This is a genomic window from Pandoraea nosoerga, from assembly GCF_902459585.1.
GTDB lineage: Bacteria > Pseudomonadota > Gammaproteobacteria > Burkholderiales > Burkholderiaceae > Pandoraea > Pandoraea nosoerga.
Genome location: NZ_CABPSC010000023.1, coordinates 15,260 through 35,657, shown reverse-complemented (window position 1 = coordinate 35,657; position 20,398 = coordinate 15,260). Strand labels below are relative to the sequence as shown.

General features: G+C 65.9%; 16 protein-coding genes. 9 read left to right on the top strand and 7 right to left on the bottom strand.

Annotated elements, in window-relative coordinates:
* Positions 1–140 precede the first annotated feature (140 nt).
* On the top strand, positions 141–1,511 hold the full coding sequence (locus PNO31109_RS21135) for a nucleobase:cation symporter-2 family protein (RefSeq protein ID WP_150557411.1): 1,371 nt from the start codon (positions 141–143) through the stop codon (positions 1,509–1,511).
* Between the two features lie 49 nt (positions 1,512–1,560).
* A complete protein-coding gene (locus PNO31109_RS21130; protein ID WP_150557410.1) occupies positions 1,561–2,940 on the top strand; it encodes an 8-oxoguanine deaminase in 1,380 nt (459 codons plus the stop codon).
* Positions 2,941–3,151: 211 nt separating this feature from the next.
* Here the strand turns inward: PNO31109_RS21130 and PNO31109_RS21125 are convergent, their stop codons facing one another.
* Positions 3,152–4,090 carry a LysR substrate-binding domain-containing protein gene (locus PNO31109_RS21125; protein WP_150557409.1) on the bottom strand — a complete coding sequence of 313 codons (939 nt, stop codon included), beginning with the start codon at positions 4,088–4,090 and terminating at the stop codon, positions 3,152–3,154.
* Positions 4,091–4,143: 53 nt separating this feature from the next.
* Between PNO31109_RS21125 and PNO31109_RS21120 the strand changes: the two genes are divergently transcribed.
* The 6 genes from PNO31109_RS21120 to PNO31109_RS21095 all read left to right on the top strand — a co-directional run bounded on the left by PNO31109_RS21120 (position 4,144) and on the right by PNO31109_RS21095 (position 12,709).
* Entirely contained in the window at positions 4,144–5,862 is a 1,719-nt protein-coding gene (locus PNO31109_RS21120; RefSeq protein WP_150557408.1) for an ABC transporter ATP-binding protein, read from the top strand.
* A gap of 144 nt (positions 5,863–6,006) precedes the next feature.
* On the top strand, positions 6,007–7,113 hold the full coding sequence (locus tag PNO31109_RS21115; RefSeq protein WP_150557407.1) for an ABC transporter permease: 1,107 nt from the start codon (positions 6,007–6,009) through the stop codon (positions 7,111–7,113).
* 19 nt (positions 7,114–7,132) lie between these two features.
* The gene (locus PNO31109_RS21110; protein ID WP_206111498.1) at positions 7,133–8,053 is read left to right on the top strand and encodes an ABC transporter permease; all 921 of its coding nucleotides are present in this window, start codon (positions 7,133–7,135) and stop codon (positions 8,051–8,053) included.
* An 86-nt stretch (positions 8,054–8,139) separates the two neighbouring features.
* Entirely contained in the window at positions 8,140–9,291 is a 1,152-nt protein-coding gene (locus PNO31109_RS21105) for a BMP family ABC transporter substrate-binding protein (RefSeq protein ID WP_150557405.1), read from the top strand.
* A 215-nt stretch (positions 9,292–9,506) separates the two neighbouring features.
* Entirely contained in the window at positions 9,507–11,102 is a 1,596-nt protein-coding gene (locus PNO31109_RS21100; RefSeq protein WP_150557404.1) for an ABC-F family ATPase, read from the top strand.
* Positions 11,103–11,275: 173 nt separating this feature from the next.
* Positions 11,276–12,709, top strand: coding sequence for an aldehyde dehydrogenase family protein (locus tag PNO31109_RS21095; RefSeq protein ID WP_150557403.1), 1,434 nt, complete (start codon positions 11,276–11,278; stop codon positions 12,707–12,709).
* On the opposite strand, the gene PNO31109_RS21090 is transcribed toward PNO31109_RS21095, so the two are convergent.
* A complete protein-coding gene (locus PNO31109_RS21090; protein WP_150557402.1) occupies positions 12,690–12,917 on the bottom strand; it encodes a DUF1289 domain-containing protein in 228 nt (75 codons plus the stop codon). The genes PNO31109_RS21095 and PNO31109_RS21090 overlap by 20 nt on opposite strands.
* A gap of 157 nt (positions 12,918–13,074) precedes the next feature.
* Here PNO31109_RS21090 and PNO31109_RS21085 point away from each other — a divergent pair, with 157 nt between their 5' ends.
* The gene (locus tag PNO31109_RS21085) at positions 13,075–13,497 is read left to right on the top strand and encodes an EamA family transporter (protein WP_150557401.1); all 423 of its coding nucleotides are present in this window, start codon (positions 13,075–13,077) and stop codon (positions 13,495–13,497) included.
* A gap of 21 nt (positions 13,498–13,518) precedes the next feature.
* Here PNO31109_RS21085 and PNO31109_RS21080 read toward each other — a convergent pair whose 3' ends face one another.
* The 5 genes from PNO31109_RS21080 to PNO31109_RS21060 form a co-directional block, all read right to left on the bottom strand.
* Positions 13,519–14,850 (bottom strand): phospholipase A, encoded by a 1,332-nt coding sequence (locus PNO31109_RS21080; protein WP_150557400.1) that lies wholly within the window; start codon positions 14,848–14,850, stop codon positions 13,519–13,521.
* Positions 14,851–14,897: 47 nt separating this feature from the next.
* Entirely contained in the window at positions 14,898–16,571 is a 1,674-nt protein-coding gene (locus PNO31109_RS21075) for a sensor domain-containing diguanylate cyclase (RefSeq protein WP_150557399.1), read from the bottom strand.
* Positions 16,572–16,595: 24 nt separating this feature from the next.
* The gene (locus PNO31109_RS21070; RefSeq protein WP_150557398.1) at positions 16,596–17,930 is read right to left on the bottom strand and encodes a putative bifunctional diguanylate cyclase/phosphodiesterase; all 1,335 of its coding nucleotides are present in this window, start codon (positions 17,928–17,930) and stop codon (positions 16,596–16,598) included.
* Between the two features lie 309 nt (positions 17,931–18,239).
* Positions 18,240–19,505, bottom strand: coding sequence for an NAD(P)/FAD-dependent oxidoreductase (locus tag PNO31109_RS21065; protein WP_150557397.1), 1,266 nt, complete (start codon positions 19,503–19,505; stop codon positions 18,240–18,242).
* Between the two features lie 333 nt (positions 19,506–19,838).
* Entirely contained in the window at positions 19,839–20,375 is a 537-nt protein-coding gene (locus tag PNO31109_RS21060) for a Cd(II)/Pb(II)-responsive transcriptional regulator (protein ID WP_150557396.1), read from the bottom strand.
* Positions 20,376–20,398: the final 23 nt, after the last annotated feature.

Here is a 20,398-nt window from a genome sequence, read left to right as displayed (position 1 = left end):
ACGCATGATAAGCATTCATGCATACGTTCTATGAAAAAAACACTATAGCCGGCGCCGGTCTTGCCGCAAAAGGCGTCGGCCTGCACCATTGAGCCACCCCAAAAATATCAATCAAACAGCCCCCCTGGGACGGAGACGCAATGAGTGTGACAACCAAAGCCGTGGTGGATCCGGTCGACGAGCGACTGCCGATCGGAAAACTGTTCATGCTGGGCCTGCAACACGTGCTGGTGATGTATGCGGGCGCGGTAGCCGTGCCGCTCATCATCGGCGGCGCCCTTGGCTTGCCCAAGGACCAGATCGCCTTCCTCATTTCCGCCGACCTGATGTGCTGCGGCATCGCAACCCTCCTGCAGAGCGTGGGGGTGGGCCGCTTCGGCATCCGCATGCCGGTCATCATGGCCGTGACGTTCGCGGCCGTCGGACCGATGCTCGCCATTGGCACCAATCCGTCGCTCGGCCTGCCCGGCATCTTCGGGGCGACCATCGCCTCGGGCGTCATCGGCACGCTCGTGGCGCCCGTCGTCGGCAAGCTGTTGCGCTTCTTCCCGCCGATCGTCACCGGCATCGTGATCACGTCCATCGGTCTGACCATCATCGGCGTGGGCATCAACTGGGCGGCCGGCGGCGTGGGCAACCCCGATTACGGTGATCCGGTCTACCTTGGCGTGTCGTTCGCGGTGCTCGTCTTCATTCTGCTGGTCACGCGTTTCGTGAAGGGCTTCTTCTCGAACATCGCCGTGCTGCTGGGCATTCTGTTCGGCTTCGTGATCGCGTTGCTGCTGCACAAGGTGAACTTCGACGGTCTCGATCAGGTGAAGTGGTTCGACATCGTGCTGCCGTTTCACTTCGGCATGCCGGTCTTCGATCCGTGGGCGATCCTCACGCTCACCATCGTGATCCTGATCACGTTCATCGAATCGACGGGCATGTTCCTCGCGCTCGGCGAAATCGTCGGCAAGCCCGTCGACGAGAAGACGCTCGTGGCCGGCCTGCGCGTGGACGGCGTGGCCACCGTGATCGGCGGCGTGTTCAACACGTTCCCGCACACGTCGTTCTCGCAGAACATCGGTCTGGTTGGCGTGACGGGGGTGAAGAGCCGCTGGGTCTGCGCGGCCGCGGGCGTCATCCTCCTCGTGTTCGGCCTGATTCCCAAGATGTCGGTGGTCGTCGCCTCGATTCCGCAATTCGTGCTCGGCGGCGCGGGCGTGGTGATGTTCGGCATGGTGCTCGCCACGGGCATCAAGATCCTGTCGAAGGTCGACTACTCGAACAACCGCTACAACCTGTATATCGTGGCGATCAGCATCGGCATGGCCATGATTCCGGTCGCGTCGAACAAGTTTTTCGCCAAGATGCCCGAGCAGTTGGCCCCGTTGCTCCATAGTGGCATTCTGCTCGCGACGCTCTCGGCCGTGATCCTCAACGCTTACTTCAACGGCTTCAAGGCGCCGGTGGCCAACGGCCACGGCAAGCCCAACGGCGCGGGCATGGGGCTCGAGGCGCACTGAGCGCGGCGCCCCGTTCGTTCACAGGTCATCGATTCCACGTCACTACACCATGACAACCCGTTCTCAAACCAGCAAAACACTGCTCGTCAAGAATGCCGACGTCCTCGTCACGATGGATGCCGGCCGTCGCGAGATCGCCCGCGGCGGGCTTTACGTGGAAGACAACCGAATCGTGGCCGTCGGCACCAGCGACACGCTGCCGGCCACCGCCGACGAAGTGCTCGACCTGAGCGGGCACGTCGTCATCCCGGGCCTCGTGAACACGCATCACCACATGTACCAGAGCCTCACGCGCGCCATTCCGGCCGCGCAGGACGGCGAGCTGTTCAACTGGCTGACGAACCTCTACCCGGTGTGGGCGAACCTCACGCCGGAGATGATCCGCGTCTCGACGCAGACGGCCATGGCCGAGTTGCTGCTCTCGGGCTGCACGACGTCGAGCGATCATCTCTATATCTACCCGAACGGCTGCAAGCTCGACGACAGCATCGAGGCGGCCGCCGAGATCGGCATGCGTTTTCACGCGAGCCGCGGCAGCATGAGCGTGGGGCAGAGCCAGGGCGGCCTGCCGCCCGACCGCGTGGTCGAGCGTGAAGCGGACATCCTCGCGGACACGCAGCGACTCATCGAGACGTATCACGACGCGGGCCGCTACGCGATGTTGCGCGTGGTCGTGGCGCCGTGCTCGCCGTTCTCCGTCAGTCGCGACCTCATGCGCGAGTCGGCGGCGATGGCGCGCCACTATGGCGTGTCGCTGCACACGCACCTGGCGGAGAACGTCAACGATATTGCATACAGCCGCGAGAAGTTCGGCATGACGCCGGCCGAGTATGCGCAGGACCTGGGCTGGGTCGGGCACGACGTATGGCACGCCCACTGCGTGCAGCTCGACGACGCCGGCATCGCGCTTTTCGCGAAGACGGGCACCGGTGTGGCGCATTGCCCGTGCTCGAACATGCGGCTCGCCTCGGGCATCGCGCCGATCCGCCGCATGCGCGACGCCGGCGTGCCGGTCGGTCTCGGCGTGGACGGCTCGGCGTCCAACGATGCGGGACACATGATCAACGAGGCGCGTCAGGCCTTGCTGTTGCAGCGCGTCGGCTTCGGCCCGAACGCGATGACGGCGCGCGAAGCGCTGGAGATTGCGACCGTGGGCGGCGCGCGCGTGCTCGGGCGCGACGACATCGGCGTGCTCGCCGCGGGCATGGCGGCCGACTTCGTGGCGTTCGACACGCGCGGCGTCGGCATGGCCGGCGGCCTGCACGATCCGGTCGCGGCGCTGGTCTTCTGTAATCCCGGACAAGCCGCGTACAGCGTGGTGAACGGACGCGTGGTGGTGCGCGAAGGGCGTCTGACGACGCTCGACCTGCCGTCGCTCGTCACGCGTCACAACGCGCTGGCGCGGCAACTGGCCGAGGCTTCCCGGTGAAGCGTTGCCATGCCGGCCGCATATTCATGGTGTGCGGCCGAGCGTGGCAATGGGCAAGCGGGAAGTCGGGGGCGGGGTTCCTGTGCATGGGGAACGCCGCCATGCGGTTCGGCGGAGCGGTGGGGGCCGCTCCGCCGGTAAAACCGGTGCGCGGCCACGCGTGGGGCGCCGCACCGCGTGCCGACCGGCGAGCGCCCCGGCACTTCGGCGATCAGGGTTGCGCCCGGGCGTCGAGCAGCGTGCGCGTGGCGTCGGAGATCACGCTGCGCAGCCAGCGCACTTCGTCCGAGTAGTGGGTGCGCTCATGCCAGAGCTGGTAGTACTGCATCGGCGGAAAGTCGATCGGCGTCTCGAGCACGGTCAGCGGCAGAAATTCCGCGTAGTGATCGGCGAACAGCCGTGTCGTCGTGAAGATGAGATCGGACTTGAGCAGCACGTAGGGCGCGAGGTTGAAGTACGGGATCGTGACGACGACGTTGCGCTTCAGACGCTCGCGCGCCAGATGCATGTCGATGGCGCCGCGTTGCGCGACGGAGTAGGGCGTGGGCGCGAGATGCGGGCTGGCGAGATACTGGTCGAGCGTGAGGCCGCGCTTGGCATACGGGTGCGTGTTGCGCACGAGGCAGACGATCTGGTCGACGAAGAGATTCGAGAGGTGGAGTTGCTCGGGCGGTTCGGGCCAGTTGCCGATGACGATGTCGACCTTGCCGTCTTCGAGCGCATGCTCGTAGTCGAAGGCCGGGCCGAGCGAGTGCAGTTCGAGCTGGGCGTTGGGCGCCTGCTGCCGGAAACGTTCGACGACGGTCGGCACGAACAGCGTATTGAGATAGTCGGGCGAGCCGATCCGAAACGTGCGCACCGTGGTGGCGGGATCGAAATTCGACTGCTGAACCGTGATGCGCTCGATTTCGCGCAGCGCGTTCTGCGTCGGCTCCAGCAGCGACTGACCGTACTCGGTGGGCACCATGCCGGACTTGCCGCGCACGAGCAGGGGATCGCCCGTGATGTCTCGCAGACGCCGCAAGGCCGCACTGATCGCCGGCTGCGACTGGTTCAGCTTGACAGCCGCGCGCGTGACGCTGCGCTCGATCAGCAAGGTGTGCAGCACGCGCAGCAAATAAGTGTCGATCGGTTCACGGTTTTGGCTCATAGAAATATAACAATCCGAATATGTCGGACCCAGTAGTGCATAAGTAAATCATTATGAGGCACAAGGGCGGCCGACTCCATAGCGGAAAGTCCCTATCACCAAAACAGACGGCTGTCGCGCGCAATGAGACCGGGGATGCCATCTTATTGACACACGCTCGACAATTGCCCGCGAATTGGGTATTTTCGTCCCGCCCAAGCCCAGGACTCAGAATTTTCCCAGTGACATCCCATCCCGAACCGACCCCACGCCTGGCGCTCTCGGGCATTACCAAGCGCTACCCGAGCGTGCTGGCCAACGACGACGTCGCGTTGCGCGTGCTGCCCGGCGAGATCCACGCGGTGCTGGGCGAGAATGGCGCTGGCAAGAGCACCCTGATGAAGATCATCTATGGGGCGGTGCGTCCCGACGCCGGCGAAATTCGCTGGGAGGGCGAGCCGGTGCGCATCGACAGCCCGGCCGCGGCCCGCAGGCTGGGGATCGGCATGGTGTTCCAGCATTTCTCGTTGTTCGAGACGCTCACCGTTGCGGAGAACATTTCGCTCGCGCTCGACGGCGCCGGTCACGACCTGAAGGCGCTGGCCGAGCGCATCCGGGAGGTGTCGGCGCAATACGGGCTCGAAGTCGACCCCGTGCGTCACGTGCACAGCCTGTCCGTCGGTGAACGGCAGCGCGTCGAAATCGTGCGCTGCCTGCTGCAGAACCCGCGCTTGCTGATCATGGACGAGCCCACTTCGGTGCTCACGCCGCAGGCGGTCCAGAAGCTCTTTGCGACGCTGCGTCGCCTGGCGGCCGAAGGCTGCAGCATCGTCTACATCAGTCACAAGCTCGACGAAATCCGCGAATTGTGCGATCGCGCGACCGTGCTGCGCGCCGGCCGCGTGTCGGGGCATGCGATCCCGCGCGAGGAAACGGCCGATACGCTGGCGCAGATGATGATCGGCCGCGCGCTGCCGCAGATCGAGCGCCGCGCGCATCAACCGGGCGAGGTGCTGCTCTCGCTGCGTCAACTCACGATGGCGAGCGACGATCCGTTCGGCACTTCGCTGCGCGACGTGAATCTCGACGTGCATGCGGGCGAAATCGTCGGTATCGCCGGCGTGTCCGGCAACGGCCAGGCGGAACTGCTGGCCGCGCTGTCCGGAGAGGCGCGCGCGCCGCACGCCGGCGCCATTACCCTGAACTCGCGCGCCGTTGGCCGCATGGGCCCCGCCGCTCGCCGCCGCCTCGGACTGGCTTACGTGCCGGAGGAGCGGCTGGGGCGCGGCGCCGTGCCCAGCATGTCGCTCGCCGACAACGCGCTGCTGGGCGCGGCCGGCACGCCCCATCTCGGGCTGCTGCGCGGCGGATGGATCCGTCGCAAGGCGCTGCGCCGCTTTGCGGCACAATGCATCGAGCGCTTCAACGTCAAGGCCGGCGGGCCGCAGGCCGCAGCGCAGAGCCTGTCCGGCGGCAACCTCCAGAAGTTCATCGTCGGCCGGGAGATCCTGCAGGAGCCGCGCGTGCTCGTGGTGGCGCAGCCGACCTGGGGCGTGGACGTTGGCGCGGCGAGCTTCATCCGTCAACAGTTGCTCGACTTGTCGGCGCGCGGGGTGGCGGTGCTCGTGCTCTCCGAGGAGCTCGACGAGTTGTTCGAGATCTGCGATCGGATCACGGTGCTCGCGCAGGGGCGGCTCTCGCCGGTGCGCAAGCCGGAGCAGACGGACGCGCGCGAGATCGGTCTGTGGATGGCGGGGATGTTCCCCGGCGGTCCGGGCGAGCGTGCGGCGTGAGGCAGTGGGCGAGGCGCGCGCCGGCAGCGCCCGGCGCTTGGCCGCTGGCACCGTATGACGGCGGCACAACGGTATGCGGCGACGAGGCGGCACTGTCGCGGCGGCCGGCGTGTATTCATCGGTTTTCATCGATTCCCAGACAACATGTTCGATTTCACGCTTGAGCCGCGGCCAAGTCCCTCGCACGCCATGCGGCTTGTCATGCCGCTCGCGGCCACGCTCGTCACGCTGGCCGGCGGGGTGCTCGTCTTCAGTCTGCTCGGGAAGAACCCGGCGCAGGCCATGGCCGCTTTCTTCCTCGCGCCGGTCAGCAGTCTGAACGGCTGGTCCGAGCTACTGCTCAAGGCCTCGCCGCTGTGTCTCATTGCGCTGGGCCTCGCCATTGGCTACCGTGCAAACGTATGGAACATCGGCGCGGAAGGGCAACTGCTGCTCGGCGGCATCTTCGCGTCGGGCGTCGCCATTCATTTCGACGGTCGCGGCGGCGCGTGGCTCCTGCCGCTGATGATGGCCGCGGGCGCGCTCGGCGGCATGTTGTGGGCCGCGATCCCCGCGCTGCTGCGCGTGCGGTTCAACGCCAACGAGATTCTCGTGAGCCTGATGCTGACCTACGTCGCCACGCAACTGCTCATTTATCTGGTGAGCGGGCCGTGGCAGGACCCGCATGGGATGAACTTCCCGCAGTCCATCAACTTTGGCCGCGACGCGCTGTTCCCGCGGTTTTTCGGCGACTGGCACTGGGCGCCGTGGCGCGGTACGCGTCTGAACGCGTCGATCTTCATGGCGGTGGCCGCGGCGCCGGCCGCGTGGTTCTTCATGCGCAAGAGCTTTGCCGGCTACCGCATGGAAGTGGGTGGCCTCGCGCCGCTCGCCGCGCGCTATGCCGGCTACTCCGAGCCGCGCGCGGTCTGGCTTGCCTTGCTCATCGGCGGGGCGGCGGCAGGGCTCGCCGGCACCGGGGAGGTTGCCGGCCCGGTCGGGCAACTGCAGGCGACGTGGGCGCCCGGTTATGGTTTTACCGCCATCATCGTGGCGTTCGTCGGACGACTGCATCCGGTCGGCATCGTGCTCGCGAGCCTGCTCATGGCGCTGCTATATCTCGGCGGTGAAGCGGTGCAGACGTCGCTGCAACTGCCCAAGGCCATCAGCGGCGTTTTCCAGGGGCTGCTGCTCTTCAGCCTGCTGGGGTGCGACGTCTTCGTGAATTACCGCCTGCGCCGCCGCACCCGGGCGGTGGCGGGCCAGACCTGAGGAGCGCGCCGTGAACTGGATCCATCTGCTCACACCGCTCGCCGCGAGCGCCGTGATTGCCGCCATCCCGCTCATGCTCGCCGCGCTCGGCGAGCTCGTTACCGAGAAGTCGGGCGTGCTCAACCTCGGGGTGGAAGGCATGATGCTCATGGGCGCCATCGGCGCCTTCGCCGTCACCGTGCAGACGGGCAGCCTCTGGCTCGGCGTGCTCGCCGGGGTCGCCGCCGGGGTGGCGATGTCCGCCGTCTTCGCCTGGCTCACGCTCTCGCTGATGGCCAATCAGGTCGCCACGGGGCTTGCGTTGACCATCTTCGGCGTCGGGCTCTCGGCGTATGTCGGGCGTCCCTACACCGACGCCACGATCCCGATGCTGCGCGACGTGCCGATCCCGGGCCTCTCGGCGATCCCCGTGCTCGGCCCGTCGATCTTTTCACTCAACCCGCTTGGCTATCTCGCCGTGGCGCTGCTGGCGGCGATCGCGGGGTTCCTCTATCGCACGCGCGCGGGACTGGTGCTGCGCTCGATCGGCGAAGCCCCGTCCGTCGCCCACGCCATCGGCTACCCGGTCGTGCGCATCCGTTATCTCGCCACGCTCTTCGGCGGAGCCATGTCCGGGCTCGCGGGCGCATATTACTCGGTCGGCTATCTGCGGCTGTGGCAGGAAAATCTGACCGCGGGCCGCGGCTGGATCGCGCTGGCGCTGGTGGTGTTCGCCACCTGGCGGCCCGGGCGCACGGTGCTCGGCGCGCTGCTCTTCGGCGTGGTGATGGCGCTGCAGTTCCAGGCGCAGGCCATGGGCATGCGTATTCCGTCTCAGGCGCTGGCGAGCCTGCCGTATCTCGCGACGATCGTGGTGCTGGTGATCATCTCGCACAACCGTCAGACGATCCGGCTCAATGCGCCGGCGTCGCTGGGCAAGCCGTTCTTCGCGGGGTCATGAGCCGGCGCACCGTCACTGTGTCGCGCCTTGCCGGCGCACTTCAAAAAACACCCACCTGAAACAAATCGATGACGAGGAGAGAATCGATGCGACGTAAAGTCCTGATCACGATGGCGAGCCTGGCGGCCGCCATGCTGATGTCCGCCTGCGGCAAGCAGGAAAGCAGCACGGCCGGCGCCCCGGGCGCGGCGTCCGACGCGCAGGCCGCGTCGGCAGCGCCAGCAGCCAAGGGGCCGATGGGCGTGGCATTCGTCTACATCGGCAACCCCGGCGATGCGGGCTGGACCTACGCGCACGAGCAGGGTGCGAAGGCGGTCGAAGCGAAGTTCGGCGACAAGGTCACCGTGACGCGCGTGGAGAACGTGCCCGAAGGCGCCGACTCGGAGCGCGTGTTCCGCGATCTGGCGAGCAAGGGCAACAAGCTCGTCTTCGGTACGTCGTTCGGCTACATGGATTCGATGGTCAAGACCGCGGCCGACTTCCCCGACGTGACGTTCGAGCACGCCACCGGCTTCAAGACGGCGCCGAACCTCGGCACGTATGACGTGCGCACTTACGAAGGTGCCCACCTGGCCGGCGTCGTGGGCGGTCATGTGACGAAGACGAACGTCATCGGCTATGTGGCCTCGGTGCCGATTCCCGAAGTCATCCGCAACATCGACGCCTTTACGCTTGCCGCGCGTGAAGTGAACCCGAAGGTCAAGGTGAAGGTCGTCTGGATCAATAGCTGGTTCGACCCGGGCAAGGAACGTCAGGCGGCGGAGTCGCTCGTCGGCCAGGGCGCGGACGTGCTCATGCAGAACGTCGACTCGGCCGTGGTGATGCAAGTGGCCGAAGAGAAGAAGATTCATGCCTTCGGCTGGGATTCGGACATGAGCAAGTTCGGCCCCAATGCGCACCTGGCCTCGGCGGCCATCGACTGGAGCAAGTACTACATTCGCACCGTCGACGAAGTGATGCAGGGCACCTGGAAGAACACACCGGTCTGGGGCGGCATCAAGGAAGACGAGATCAACCTCGTCGCGATCAACGACAAGGCCGTGCCCGAGGCGGCGCGCAAGGCGGTGGCCCAGCGCCACGATGCCATCCGCGACGGCAAGTACGACCCGTTCACCGGTCCGATCAAGGGCCAGGACGGCAAGGAGATCGTGCCGCCCGGCAAGACGCTCAACGATGACGAGAAGCATCAGATCAACTGGTTCGTCGAGGGCGTGGAAGGCTCGCTGCCCAAGCAGTAAGGCGGCTCGCCCCGGCGCGGCTGGGCGCGCGCGCCTGTCGCGCAGCAACCGCCGGCGCCCCCGGCGGTTTTTTTCGCCGAGCGCACGCCTGCCGCCATGGGAAGGGCTGGGCGGGCAGGCGCCGGCAAGGGCACGCGTGACACGCATCGGTGCTAAAATGTCGGGTTTCGTGGCGCAATTTCGTGCCACCGCACCTCATCTCCCGGATACCGCCTGTGCTGTCTACCGCCAATATCACGATGCAATTCGGCGCCAAGCCGCTTTTCGAGAACATCTCCGTCAAGTTCGGCGGGGGCAACCGCTATGGCCTGATCGGCGCGAACGGTTGCGGCAAGTCGACGTTCATGAAAATCCTCGGCGGCGACCTGGAGCCGAGCTCGGGCAACGTCATGCTCGAACCGAACGTGCGTCTCGGCAAGCTCAAGCAGGACCAGTTCGCCTACGAAGACATGCGCGTGCTCGACGTCGTGATGATGGGCCACACGGAAATGTGGGCCGCCATGAGCGAGCGCGACGCGATCTACGCCAATCCGGAAGCGACGGACGACGACTACATGCACGCCGCTGAACTCGAGGCGAAGTTCGCCGAGTATGACGGGTACACGGCCGAAGCGCGCGCCGGCGAACTGCTGCTCGGCGTGGGCATTCCGACGGAGCAGCACCAGGGGCCGATGAGCAACGTGGCGCCGGGCTGGAAGCTGCGCGTGCTGCTCGCGCAGGCGCTGTTCTCGAATCCGGACGTGCTGCTGCTCGACGAGCCGACCAACAACCTGGACATCAACACGATCCGCTGGCTGGAAGACGTGCTCAACGAGCGCAACTCCACCATGATCATCATTTCGCACGACCGCCACTTCCTGAACGCCGTGTGCACGCACATGGCCGACATGGACTACGGCACGCTCACCATCTACCCGGGCAACTACGACGACTACATGCTGGCGTCGGCGCAGGCGCGCGAGCGCCAGATGGCGGCGAACACGAAGGCGAAGGAGCGCATCTCCGACCTGCAGGACTTCGTGCGCCGCTTCTCGGCGAACAAGTCGAAGGCGCGTCAGGCGACCAGCCGTCTGAAGCAAATCGAAAAGATCAAGGTGGAGGACGTCAAGCCGTCGTCGCGCCAGAACCCGTTCATCCGCTTCGAATTCGAGAAGAAGCTGCACAACCTCGCGTTCGAATTCGAGGGCATTGCGAAATCGTTCGACCGCCAGATCTTCAAGGATTACTCGGGTGCGGTGCGCGCTGGCGAGCGCGTGGCGATCATTGGCGAGAACGGCGCGGGCAAGACCACGCTGCTGCGCTGCCTGATGGCGGATCTGCCGGTCGACGCCGGCCACGTGAAGTGGGCCGAGAACGCCAACATCGGCTATATGCCGCAGGACACCTCCGAGGCGTTCCCGGAAGACGTGACGCTGACCGACTGGATGTCGCAGTGGGCCAAGGAAGGTGACGACGACCAGGTGATCCGCGGCTCGCTGGGGCGATTGCTGTTCGGCGGCGACGACGTGCGCAAGTCGGTGCGCGTGCTCTCGGGCGGCGAGAAGGGCCGCATGATCTGGGGCAAGCTGATGCTCGGGCGCCACAACGTGCTGATGATGGACGAGCCGACCAACCACATGGATATGGAGTCGATCGAATCGCTGCAGATCGCGCTCGACAAGTATCCGGGCACGCTGATTTTCGTGTCGCATGACCGCGAGTTCGTGTCGGGGCTGGCCACGCGCATCATCGAAGTGAAGAGCGACGGCACGCTTGTCGACTACCAGGGCACCTACGACGAATACCTGGCGAGCCAGGGCGTGGAAGTCTGACACCGGGCTTCTCCGGCATTGGCGGTCCCATGCAGGGCGCTTGCGTTGCAGGCGCCCTGTTTGCGTATACGGGCGCTGCGACACCAAAGCGAACGCGCAAGCGCACTACAATGACACGTTCGTGTCCTAACTCGTGTCCTAACTCGTGTCCTAATGGCATCAGGAGGCAATGCATGATCACGCACGACAAGTTCTATATCGACGGAAAGTGGGTCGCCCCGGTGGGGCAGGGCACGCTCGAGGTGTTTCACTCCGCTGACGCGACGCTCATGGGGCGGATTCCCGAAGGCGCCGTGCAGGACGCCGAAGCAGCCGTTGCGGCTGCCCGCCGGGCGCGCGACAGCTGGGCCGCCACGACGCCGGCCGAACGGGCGGGCTACCTGCGCAAGATCGCGGCGGGACTGAAGGCGCGCGGCGACGATCTGGCGCAGGCCATGACGGGTGAGACGGGCATGCCCATCAAGCTCGTGCGCGCCATCCAGGTGGGCGGCCCGATCTATCACTGGAACAAGTACGCCGAGCTCGTCGAGTCGTTCGAGTTCGAGGCGCGCGTGGGCAACTCGCTCGTCGTGCGCGAACCGGTAGGAGTCGTAGGGGCAATCACGCCCTGGAACTACCCGCTAAATCAAATCACGCTGAAGGTCGCGCCGGCGTTGGCGGCGGGCTGCACGGTGGTGCTCAAGCCGTCCGAAGTGGCGCCGTTCAATGCGTTCATTCTCGCCGAGGTGATCGCCGAGGCCGGCTTGCCGGCGGGCGTCTTCAACCTGGTGACGGGACTGGGCCCGGTCGTCGGTGAGGTGCTGGCGCGACATCCGGACGTCGACATGGTGTCGTTTACCGGATCGACGCGGGCGGGCAAGCGAGTGTCGGAAGTGGCATCGCAGACCGTCAAGCGCGTGGCGCTCGAGCTGGGGGGCAAGTCGGCGTCCGTGGTGCTTGACGACGCGGACCTGGCCGCTGCGGTCAAGGGCACGCTCAACGCCTGCTACCTGAACTCCGGACAGACCTGCTCGGCACACACGCGCATGCTGGTGCCGGCGTCGCGCTACGAGGAAGTGAAGACGCTGGTGAAGGAGGCGGTCGCGCGCTTTACGCTGGGCGATCCGCGCGAGGAGTCGACGCGTCTGGGGCCGTTGGCGTCAGCCGCCCAGCGCGAGCGCGTGCTGAACTACATCCGCAAGGGGCTGGCCGAAGGCGCCGAGCTGATCGCCGGCGGCGAGACGGTGCCCGAGGGCTTCGAGACGGGCTTCTTCGTGCAGCCGACGGTGCTCGGCCGGGTGGCGCCGGATGCCACCGTTGCGCAAGAGGAGATCTTCGGTCCAGTGCTCTCGATCATCACATACGAGGACGAAGCCGACGCCGTGCGCATTGCCAACGACTCGATTTATGGGCTGGGCGGCGGCGTGTGGTCCGGCGACGAGGCGCGGGCCGTGCGCGTTGCGCGTCAGATCCGCACCGGACAGGTGGACATCAATGGCGGGGAGTTCAACGTACAGGCCCCGTTCGGCGGCTTCAAGCAGTCGGGCCACGGGCGGGAGAACGGCGTGTACGGCTTCGAGGAGTTTCTCGAGTACAAGTCGTTGCAGTTCAAGGTTGCGAAGTCGTAGTGCCGTTCGCAGTGCTGTTTTCACAGAAGCGCATTGCCTTGCCTTCCCGGGCAATGCGCGCCCACACGGCCGCCTTTTCCTCTTCGGAGAAGAAGACCCAGTTCGAGACTTCGTAGGCAGTGCGCCCGCAACCCTTGCAGACCTCGTCGAAGAGGGTCGAGCAAACGCCAATGCAAGGGCTGTCGGGGCGGTCGTGCAATTCGGACATAGGGGCGGGCGGCTGGGTGAGGCAGTCAAACAGAAGGTGCCATTATCGCACCGATGGCGGCGCCGGCCCGGATTCCCCCACGGCCGACGCTAGGTATGGACTTTCGTCCGTGTTTCTGGTGTTTACCGGCAGATCGCTGCCGATATGAAGGAATTCCATGCTGCGCAGCTGGCAACTTTTCGCGCTGGGCTCGGCGTTCTTCGCCGCGCTGACGGCGGTGTTAGGCAAACTCGGCGTGGCGCACGTCAATTCGAACATGGCCACGCTGATCCGTGCGGTCATCATCTTCGCGGTGACGCTCGCTATCGTTGCCATGCGCGGCGAATGGCAGCGCCCCGCCAGCCTGAGCGCCAGCACCTGGCTGTTCCTGGTGCTCTCCGGGGTGGCGACCGGCCTGTCGTGGCTGTGCTATTTCCGGGCGCTGCAACTCGGGCCCGTATCGGGAGTGGCGCCGCTCGACAAGCTGAGCGTGGCGATGGCGATCCTGATCGGTTGGATCGTGCTGGGCGAACCGCTGACGCTCAAGACGGCGATCGGCGGCGCGCTGATCGTCGGCGGAGCGCTGGTGCTGGTGCTGTGAGCGCGCCGCCGCGTTGTCGTGCTACCAGCGGAAAACGCTGTACCCGATGCGCACCTGCGACGGCGAATGGCGGTTGTAGTCGAGCATGTCTTCACCGTAACCCGTGAAGTAGCCCAGCCAGATATAGCCGCCGGTGCCCGGAATGAGCTTGCCGAGCGGATAGGTCACCTGCACGTCCACGCTGCCGTAATTGCGTTTCATGCCCTTGCGCAGCGTGGCGCCGATCTGCCACCCGTTGGGTTTGCCCCACAGCACGAGCAGGTCCATGTAGCCGCGGTAGTCCTGGATGTCGCTGTTGTCCTTCTTTTCCAGATAGGCGTAGAGCTTCGGCGCGACCGTCCAGTGATAGTCGGACGGGTTGCCGAACGTGAGGATCGGCTTGACGAAGACGGTGTTGATGCTGCGCGAGTCGTCGCCGGCCTTGCCGTTGGATTCGTGCTCGATGCCTGCGGCCACTCCGAGCGACGTGAACCAGCCGGCGCGCACGCCGGTGTCGGGCACATAGTAAAAAAGGCTCGGGCGGTAGTTGGAGTCGCGAAACGGCGCTGACTCCGCTTCCAGGTCCCAGACGGACAACTGCGTGTAGCCGAAGTAGAGGTTGTCCAGGAAAGCCTTGGACGACGGATTGTCCGGCTTGAGGATGTGGAACTTGAAGCTGAGCTGAAAACGCGCGTTGGTGTCCCCGTTCTTGCCGAACGCGATGTACATCGGCTCGTTGGAGGAGATGCGCGCGAACTCGGTGTCGCTCGTGGGAGCGATCGCGTCAGGCGGCACGCTGCCCGCCGCGCCGGTCGCCGATGCGCTGGTGGCCGATGCGCTGGTGGCCGATGGGGGCGCCGCCGCTGCCGCCGACGTGGACGACGCGACTTCAGCGCCCGCAGCGGACGCCCGGGAGGCGGGCGCCGCGGCCACCATCGGCTCGGCAGGCGCGGCGCGATCGAGCACGATGGTCGTGGTCGAGGCGTCCCAGTCCAGCGGCTCGACGCGCACCGTGCCGCGCAACTCGGCGGGAAGCGCGGCGGCGTAGGCGACGCGCCGGAACTGTCCGTTCGAGAGCGTGAGCTGCGCCGGGGTGACGGCCGCGCGCTTCAGACGCAGCAGCGTCGGCTTGAAATCGTCGTTCGAGATGCGAACGACGATCTCGTCGGGCAGCGTGATGGTCTTGCGCCCCGGCGAGTCCTGTGTGGCGAGCAGTGTCAACTGCAGCGGGGCGCCGCCCGTGAGCGAGCGTGGCGGCTGCAAGAGGGACAGGTCGGCGTGTGCGGCGTTGCTGAGCGCCAGACAGAGGGCTGCGGCGGCCTGCAGGACGCGCAATGGCGATGGGGCGAATGTCGCGAGATTCGTCTTGGGCATCGGTCCGGTCTGGGTTGGCGACCTCGGGCCGGTGAGCCCGAAGTCCGTTACGACCCTGCCCGGGAGAGCACCCGGAGGTCGGATTCGCGGGCGCAGCGGTCGCGTCCGCGAGATTTGGCAAGGTACAGCGCTGCGTCGGCGCGTTGCAGCCACGCATTGTCGTCGTCGCCGGCATGCCACTCGGCAACGCCGGCACTGATGGTGAACTGCAGCGTGCGTGCGTCGACGACGATGCGAGCACTCCGAACGGCCTCGCGCAGTCGCTCTGCGGCCTCGAAGGCGCGCGCCTCGTTGGCGCCACTCAAGATAATAGCGAATTCTTCGCCGCCCAAACGTCCACAAATGTCATCTTCGCGTAACGATTCGTGACAAAGCCGGACGAACGTGGCCAACACCGTGTCGCCAAGGGCATGGCCCCAGGTGTCGTTGATCTGCTTGAAATGGTCGAGGTCGACGAGGATGATGCTCGTCGGCACCTCGGTCGCGCTGGCCTGCATGAGCTCCGCGCGCAGGCGCTTGAGGAAGTGCCCGCGCGAGAGTGCGCCCGTCAGCGCGTCGTATTTGACTTCGTGTTCGAGGGCGGCATTCTTGGCCAGCGTGTCGGTGAGCTGGAGCTTTTCCCGGCGCAGGTAGCGGATGAGCATGAACAGGGCGCCCGCCGAACTCAGCAGGAGCGCGAACACCAGCACGGCATAGCGGCGACGCTCGACGAACAGACTGCCCAGCGTGGGCACCTCGCTCATGGTGTAGATCACCAGTTCGCTGTCGAGTGCCGCGTCGGCTTCGAGCAGATAGGGTTGGTCGTCGGGTCTCACGCGCACGAGCCGCGGGTCGCGCACGCCGTCTTCGACGTCTTCGTTCTCCAGAAACGCCGGGGTGGCCGGCGAGAGGTCGTAGTTCTCGATGGGAACGACGGTGAAGTCTTCCTGCTGATAGATGCGTCGCCGCTCGGCCGGTGTGAGCTTGAACACGCCTGCGCCGGGCACCGCCATGCCCGTGAAGGTCGGGTCGTTGGCCAGCACGATGACGCCGTTCTTGTCGGTCACGAACGACAGGCCGGAGTCGACCCAGTGCGCGAGCCGGCGCAGCCCGAGCTTGACGACTGCCACGCCGACGAGTCGACCGTCCTGGTAGACCGGCGCGGTGAAGTAGATGCCCGGCAAACGCGTCTTGCGGCCAATCACGTATTGCTGCCCGTTGCCGCCAAGCACGGCGATGCGGAAATACTCGCGGTCGCCGTAGTTCTCGCCCACGAGCGGGTCGGCCGTGTGGGCGTCGCTCGAGGCGATCGTCGTGCCGTCGGGTGTCGCGAGCCAGACGAGGTCGGCGCCGAAGTAAAGCTGCGTCGCATGCAGCAGTTCGTTGACCGGCTTGAGCGTCGCGTTGGCCAGCAATGCCTCGCGGGCCTTCGCGGGCGGCAGTCCGGCGACCGGGTGATCGTCGATTTGCTCGGCGGCTGCCTGGATCTGCTCGATTTGCGCGAGCACCTGCGGAATGCCGCGAATCAGGATCAGGTCCTGATTGACCGTGTGGACAGTGCCATGCGCCAGCCGGCTCGCGACGCTGCGCTCTTCATAGAGCAGGCGTGCGGAGCGGTTCGCCACGAGCTGGTCGGCCGCAAAGCGGGCCAGCCCCCAGGCAATGACGACGCACGCGAGAGCGACCAGTCCGGCAACGAGGACGGGAGCGGCGCGACGGCGATTGAACAGAACGTTGGTCAATGGCTGAAGCGGTTGCAGACGCGTTTACAGGCGCCCGTGCCAATCACGAATGAACGTTTCGATATGACCGGGCGGCAGGGGACGCGTGCAATGATACCCCTGCCACGCATGACAGCCGAGCGAGGCGAGGGCATCGCGCTGGGCGCTCGTCTCGACGCCTTCGGCGACGGTCTCGATCTCCAGCTTGCGGGCAATCGCGATAATGGCGCGTATGAGTTCGGTATCGTAGCCGCCGAGCAGCACGCCGGCCACGAACTGATAATCGATCTTGACCGTGCCGAACGGCCAGCGCTTGAGGCGCACGAAGCTCGAGTAGCCGGTGCCGAAGTCGTCGAGCGACAGACGCACGCCCATCGCCACGAGCTCGTTCATCAACGTGGCGGCTTCGTCGAGATGCGAGATCAGCGACGACTCGGTGATCTCGATTTCGAGCTTGTCAGGCGGCACGCGATGATGCCGCAGTGCGTAGCGCACCGTCTCGAGCGTCTGTACCCGCATCTGCTGGGCCGACAGGTTGACCGCCACGCGCGGGTATTCTTCGCCCTCCTTGTGCCACTGATCGAGCTGGCGGCAGGCCTCGTGCAGGGTCCAGTCGCCGATCGGGCCGATCACGTCGCAACGCTCCGCGGCCGGGATGAATTCACCCGGCATGATCAGTTCGTCGTCGCGCTGCCACCGGATGAGCGCCTCCAGGCCAGTGAGCCGGTGCGTGCGCATGTCGATCTGGGGCTGGTAGTGCAGGCGGAATTCCGACTCGGACAGGGCGCGGCCGATGGCGCTGCGCCAATAGTGTTCGTTGCCCGCTTCGTCGGGCGGCTGAACGCCTTCGGTCGGCGCTAATGGCGCCTCGGTCACCAGAAAACGCGACGCACTCTCGCGGATGGCCTGGTCGGCCACGTCCGAGGTGTGTTCGAGCAACGTGGCCGGCCAGACGGGCACCTGCGGCAGATGCGTGATGCCAGCCGAGAGAATCGGGTAGAGCAGGCCGTTGCCGCACGGCACGGGCGACTCGCCGGCGCGGATGAAACGGCGGGTGACCTGCACGGCGGCCTCGCGGCTGCCCAGGTCGCGCAGCAGGATGGCGATCTGCTGATCGGAGACGCGCCCGATCAGGTCGCGGCGGCGAATGCGTGAACCGATGCGAAACGCGATGGTCGCCAGCAGATCGGCGTCCGAGATGGCCGCCTGGCTCGTTGCCGTGCGCTGGCCGCGCCCGACATGCAGAACGACGAGCGCGCTGTGGCTGCCGGCCGGGCTCGGCGTGCGCAGCTTGAGACTCAGGGCGCGCAACAGCCGCTGACGATCCAGCAGCAGATCGGCGAGCACGACTTGCCGGCGCAGCGCGTTTGTATCGTTCATCTCGGCAGGCAGGCGAACGTCGCCCGAACGGTTGAACGGTGGTCAGTGCCGCGTGTAATACCGCAAGGCTGGGCAAGCCTGCGCGTCGAACAGGTCGTGCCGCCGGAAAACCCTTGAATCATGTTCTGCATAAGACGCGTAAATGTGTCGGCCGGTGACAGGCAGGCGGCGCTCATCTCCCGGTGCGCCGCGCCTGCGTCCCCGGCAGACCGCGCGCAAGGCGTGGCCCGACAAGAAGCTCGTGCCCGGTCGCGAAACCGGGTCCTTTGACCTTTAACGGCACCCGTCCATGAAAATTGAGTTGGGGTTTCACCTATGGTCGGAGCGGCTCGGTTGCGCCAGCCATTCGCGTCCACGCAACATGAAATCCCAGTACACCTTCGGCAGCACGTACTTCTTGAGCATCCACGCGAAGCGGTTGGGGCGTGTGCCGTCGATCGGGAACGTGGGCAGCAGCCTGCCGCCGTAGCCGAATTCGGCCAGCACGATCTTGCCGTGCTCGACCGTGAGCGGGCACGCCCCATAGCCGTCGTACTGCAGGGGCAACGCGCGGCCGTCCATTGCCGCGAGCAGGTTTTCGGCGACCACTACCGCCTGTTTGCGCGCGGCGGCCGCTGTCTTGGCGTTGGGCGCCGAGATGGCGTCGCCCAGCCCGAACACGTTGACGTAACGCGCGTGGCGCAACGTCGCCGGATCGACCTCGCACCAACCCGCGGCATCGGCGAGTGGACTGGTGCGCAGCACGTCGGGCGCGCTTTGCGGCGGCACCACATGCAGGAAATCGAAAGACTTGTCGACAAACTGCGATTGGCCGTCGGCATCGAAAATCTCGAAGCGCGCCACGCGGCGCTCACCGTCGACCGCACGCAGGTGCGAGAGGTGATTGAGCGAGATGTTGTAACGCTTCACGTACTCCATGAGCGCCGGAATGTAGTCCTTCACGCCGAAAAGCGCAGGGGCCACCAGGTGGAATTCGATCCGGGTCTTGTCGAGCACGCCGTTCTGCCGCCATGTGTCGGCCGACAGATACATCGCCTTTTGCGGGGCGCCGGCGCACTTGATCGGCATGGGGGGCTGGGTGAAGAGCGCGTTGCCGCCCTTGAACTCGCGCACCAGCGACCATGTGTAGGGGGCGAGATCGAAGCGATAGTTCGACGTGACGCCGTTGCGCCCGAGCGTATCGGTCAGGCCGTCGATCGCTTCCCAGTTCAGTTGCAGACCGGGGGCGACGATCAGATAGCGATACGCGATGCGGCGGCCATCCGAGAGCAGCACCTGCTGGTGTTCCGGCACGAATGCGGTGACGGCGGCCTGCACCCAGTTCACGCCTTCGGGGATCACGCTCGACATGGGCCGCGCCGTTCGCGCCGCGTCGAACTCGCCGGCGCCGACGAGCGTCCATGCCGGCTGGTAGTAGTGCGTATCGGCCGGATCGATGATCGTGATCGAGACCGACGGGCGGCGCCGGCGCAGACTGGCGGCCACGGAAATGCCAGCCGCGCCCGCGCCCATGATGACGATGTCGGCACTGCTTTGCGTCGCAGGAGTCGGCGTTGCGGATACGTCGCTGGACATAAAGTCTCCGGCAAATAAACGAGTGTTGAGACGGATGGCGATCTATCGGCGCGCCCCCGGGCGTTGCGCGATCGCCGTTCGCAGACTCGAATGCGGCGCGGCACGACGCGTGCGGGACATTGTATAGAAACTGGGCCGATTTGCCCCTGCTTGCGCGGGAAAACACGCAATTCATCACATTTGTGATGCGATGGCGTGCGGCGATGCAACGAAAGACGTCAAACGGCCCGCGCTTCTGACGCCGGCTCGTAGGCAATGTCGTGGCGCATTGCTTCGGTGTACGCTGTGCGAGGAAAAATTTGCCTACGCATGATTACGCACGACTGCGCAAGATTACGCGGAGCCGCCCCGACGTGACGGCGATCCGGTATGCCGATGCGTATGCCCGGATGCGGGGTGAGAGGCGGGGGTGAGGGCGTGATCGCAAGCCACGCCGATTGGATCGGTGTCGTTGTGGCAGGCGCAGGCTTCGCCGTTGGCGCCTTGCATGAGGGCGCGCAGGATGCCGCAGTCGCTGGTGTCGTGGCGGCTCTGGCATTGCGCCTGCAGGTGCAGCAACTGCTGCTCGAGCGCCTGCAATTCGTGAATGCGTGCATGGACGCGCGCGAGGTGCGTTTCGATCAGCCGATTGGCGTCTTCGCATGTCACGCTCGTGTCGTGAGCGAGCTCGCCGAGGCGTTTGGCGTCGGCAAGGGGCATGTCGAGCGAGCGGCAGTGACGAATGAAGCGCAACGCTTCCAGGTGATCTTCGCCATAAGTGCGGTAACCCGAATCGGTGCGCGGCGGCGGCGGCAACAGGCCGGCGCGTTCGTAATAACGGATCGTTTCGACGTCGGTGCCCGCCGCCCGGGCCAGTTCTCCGATCTTCATGCTTGACTCCGTAGTCACTACAG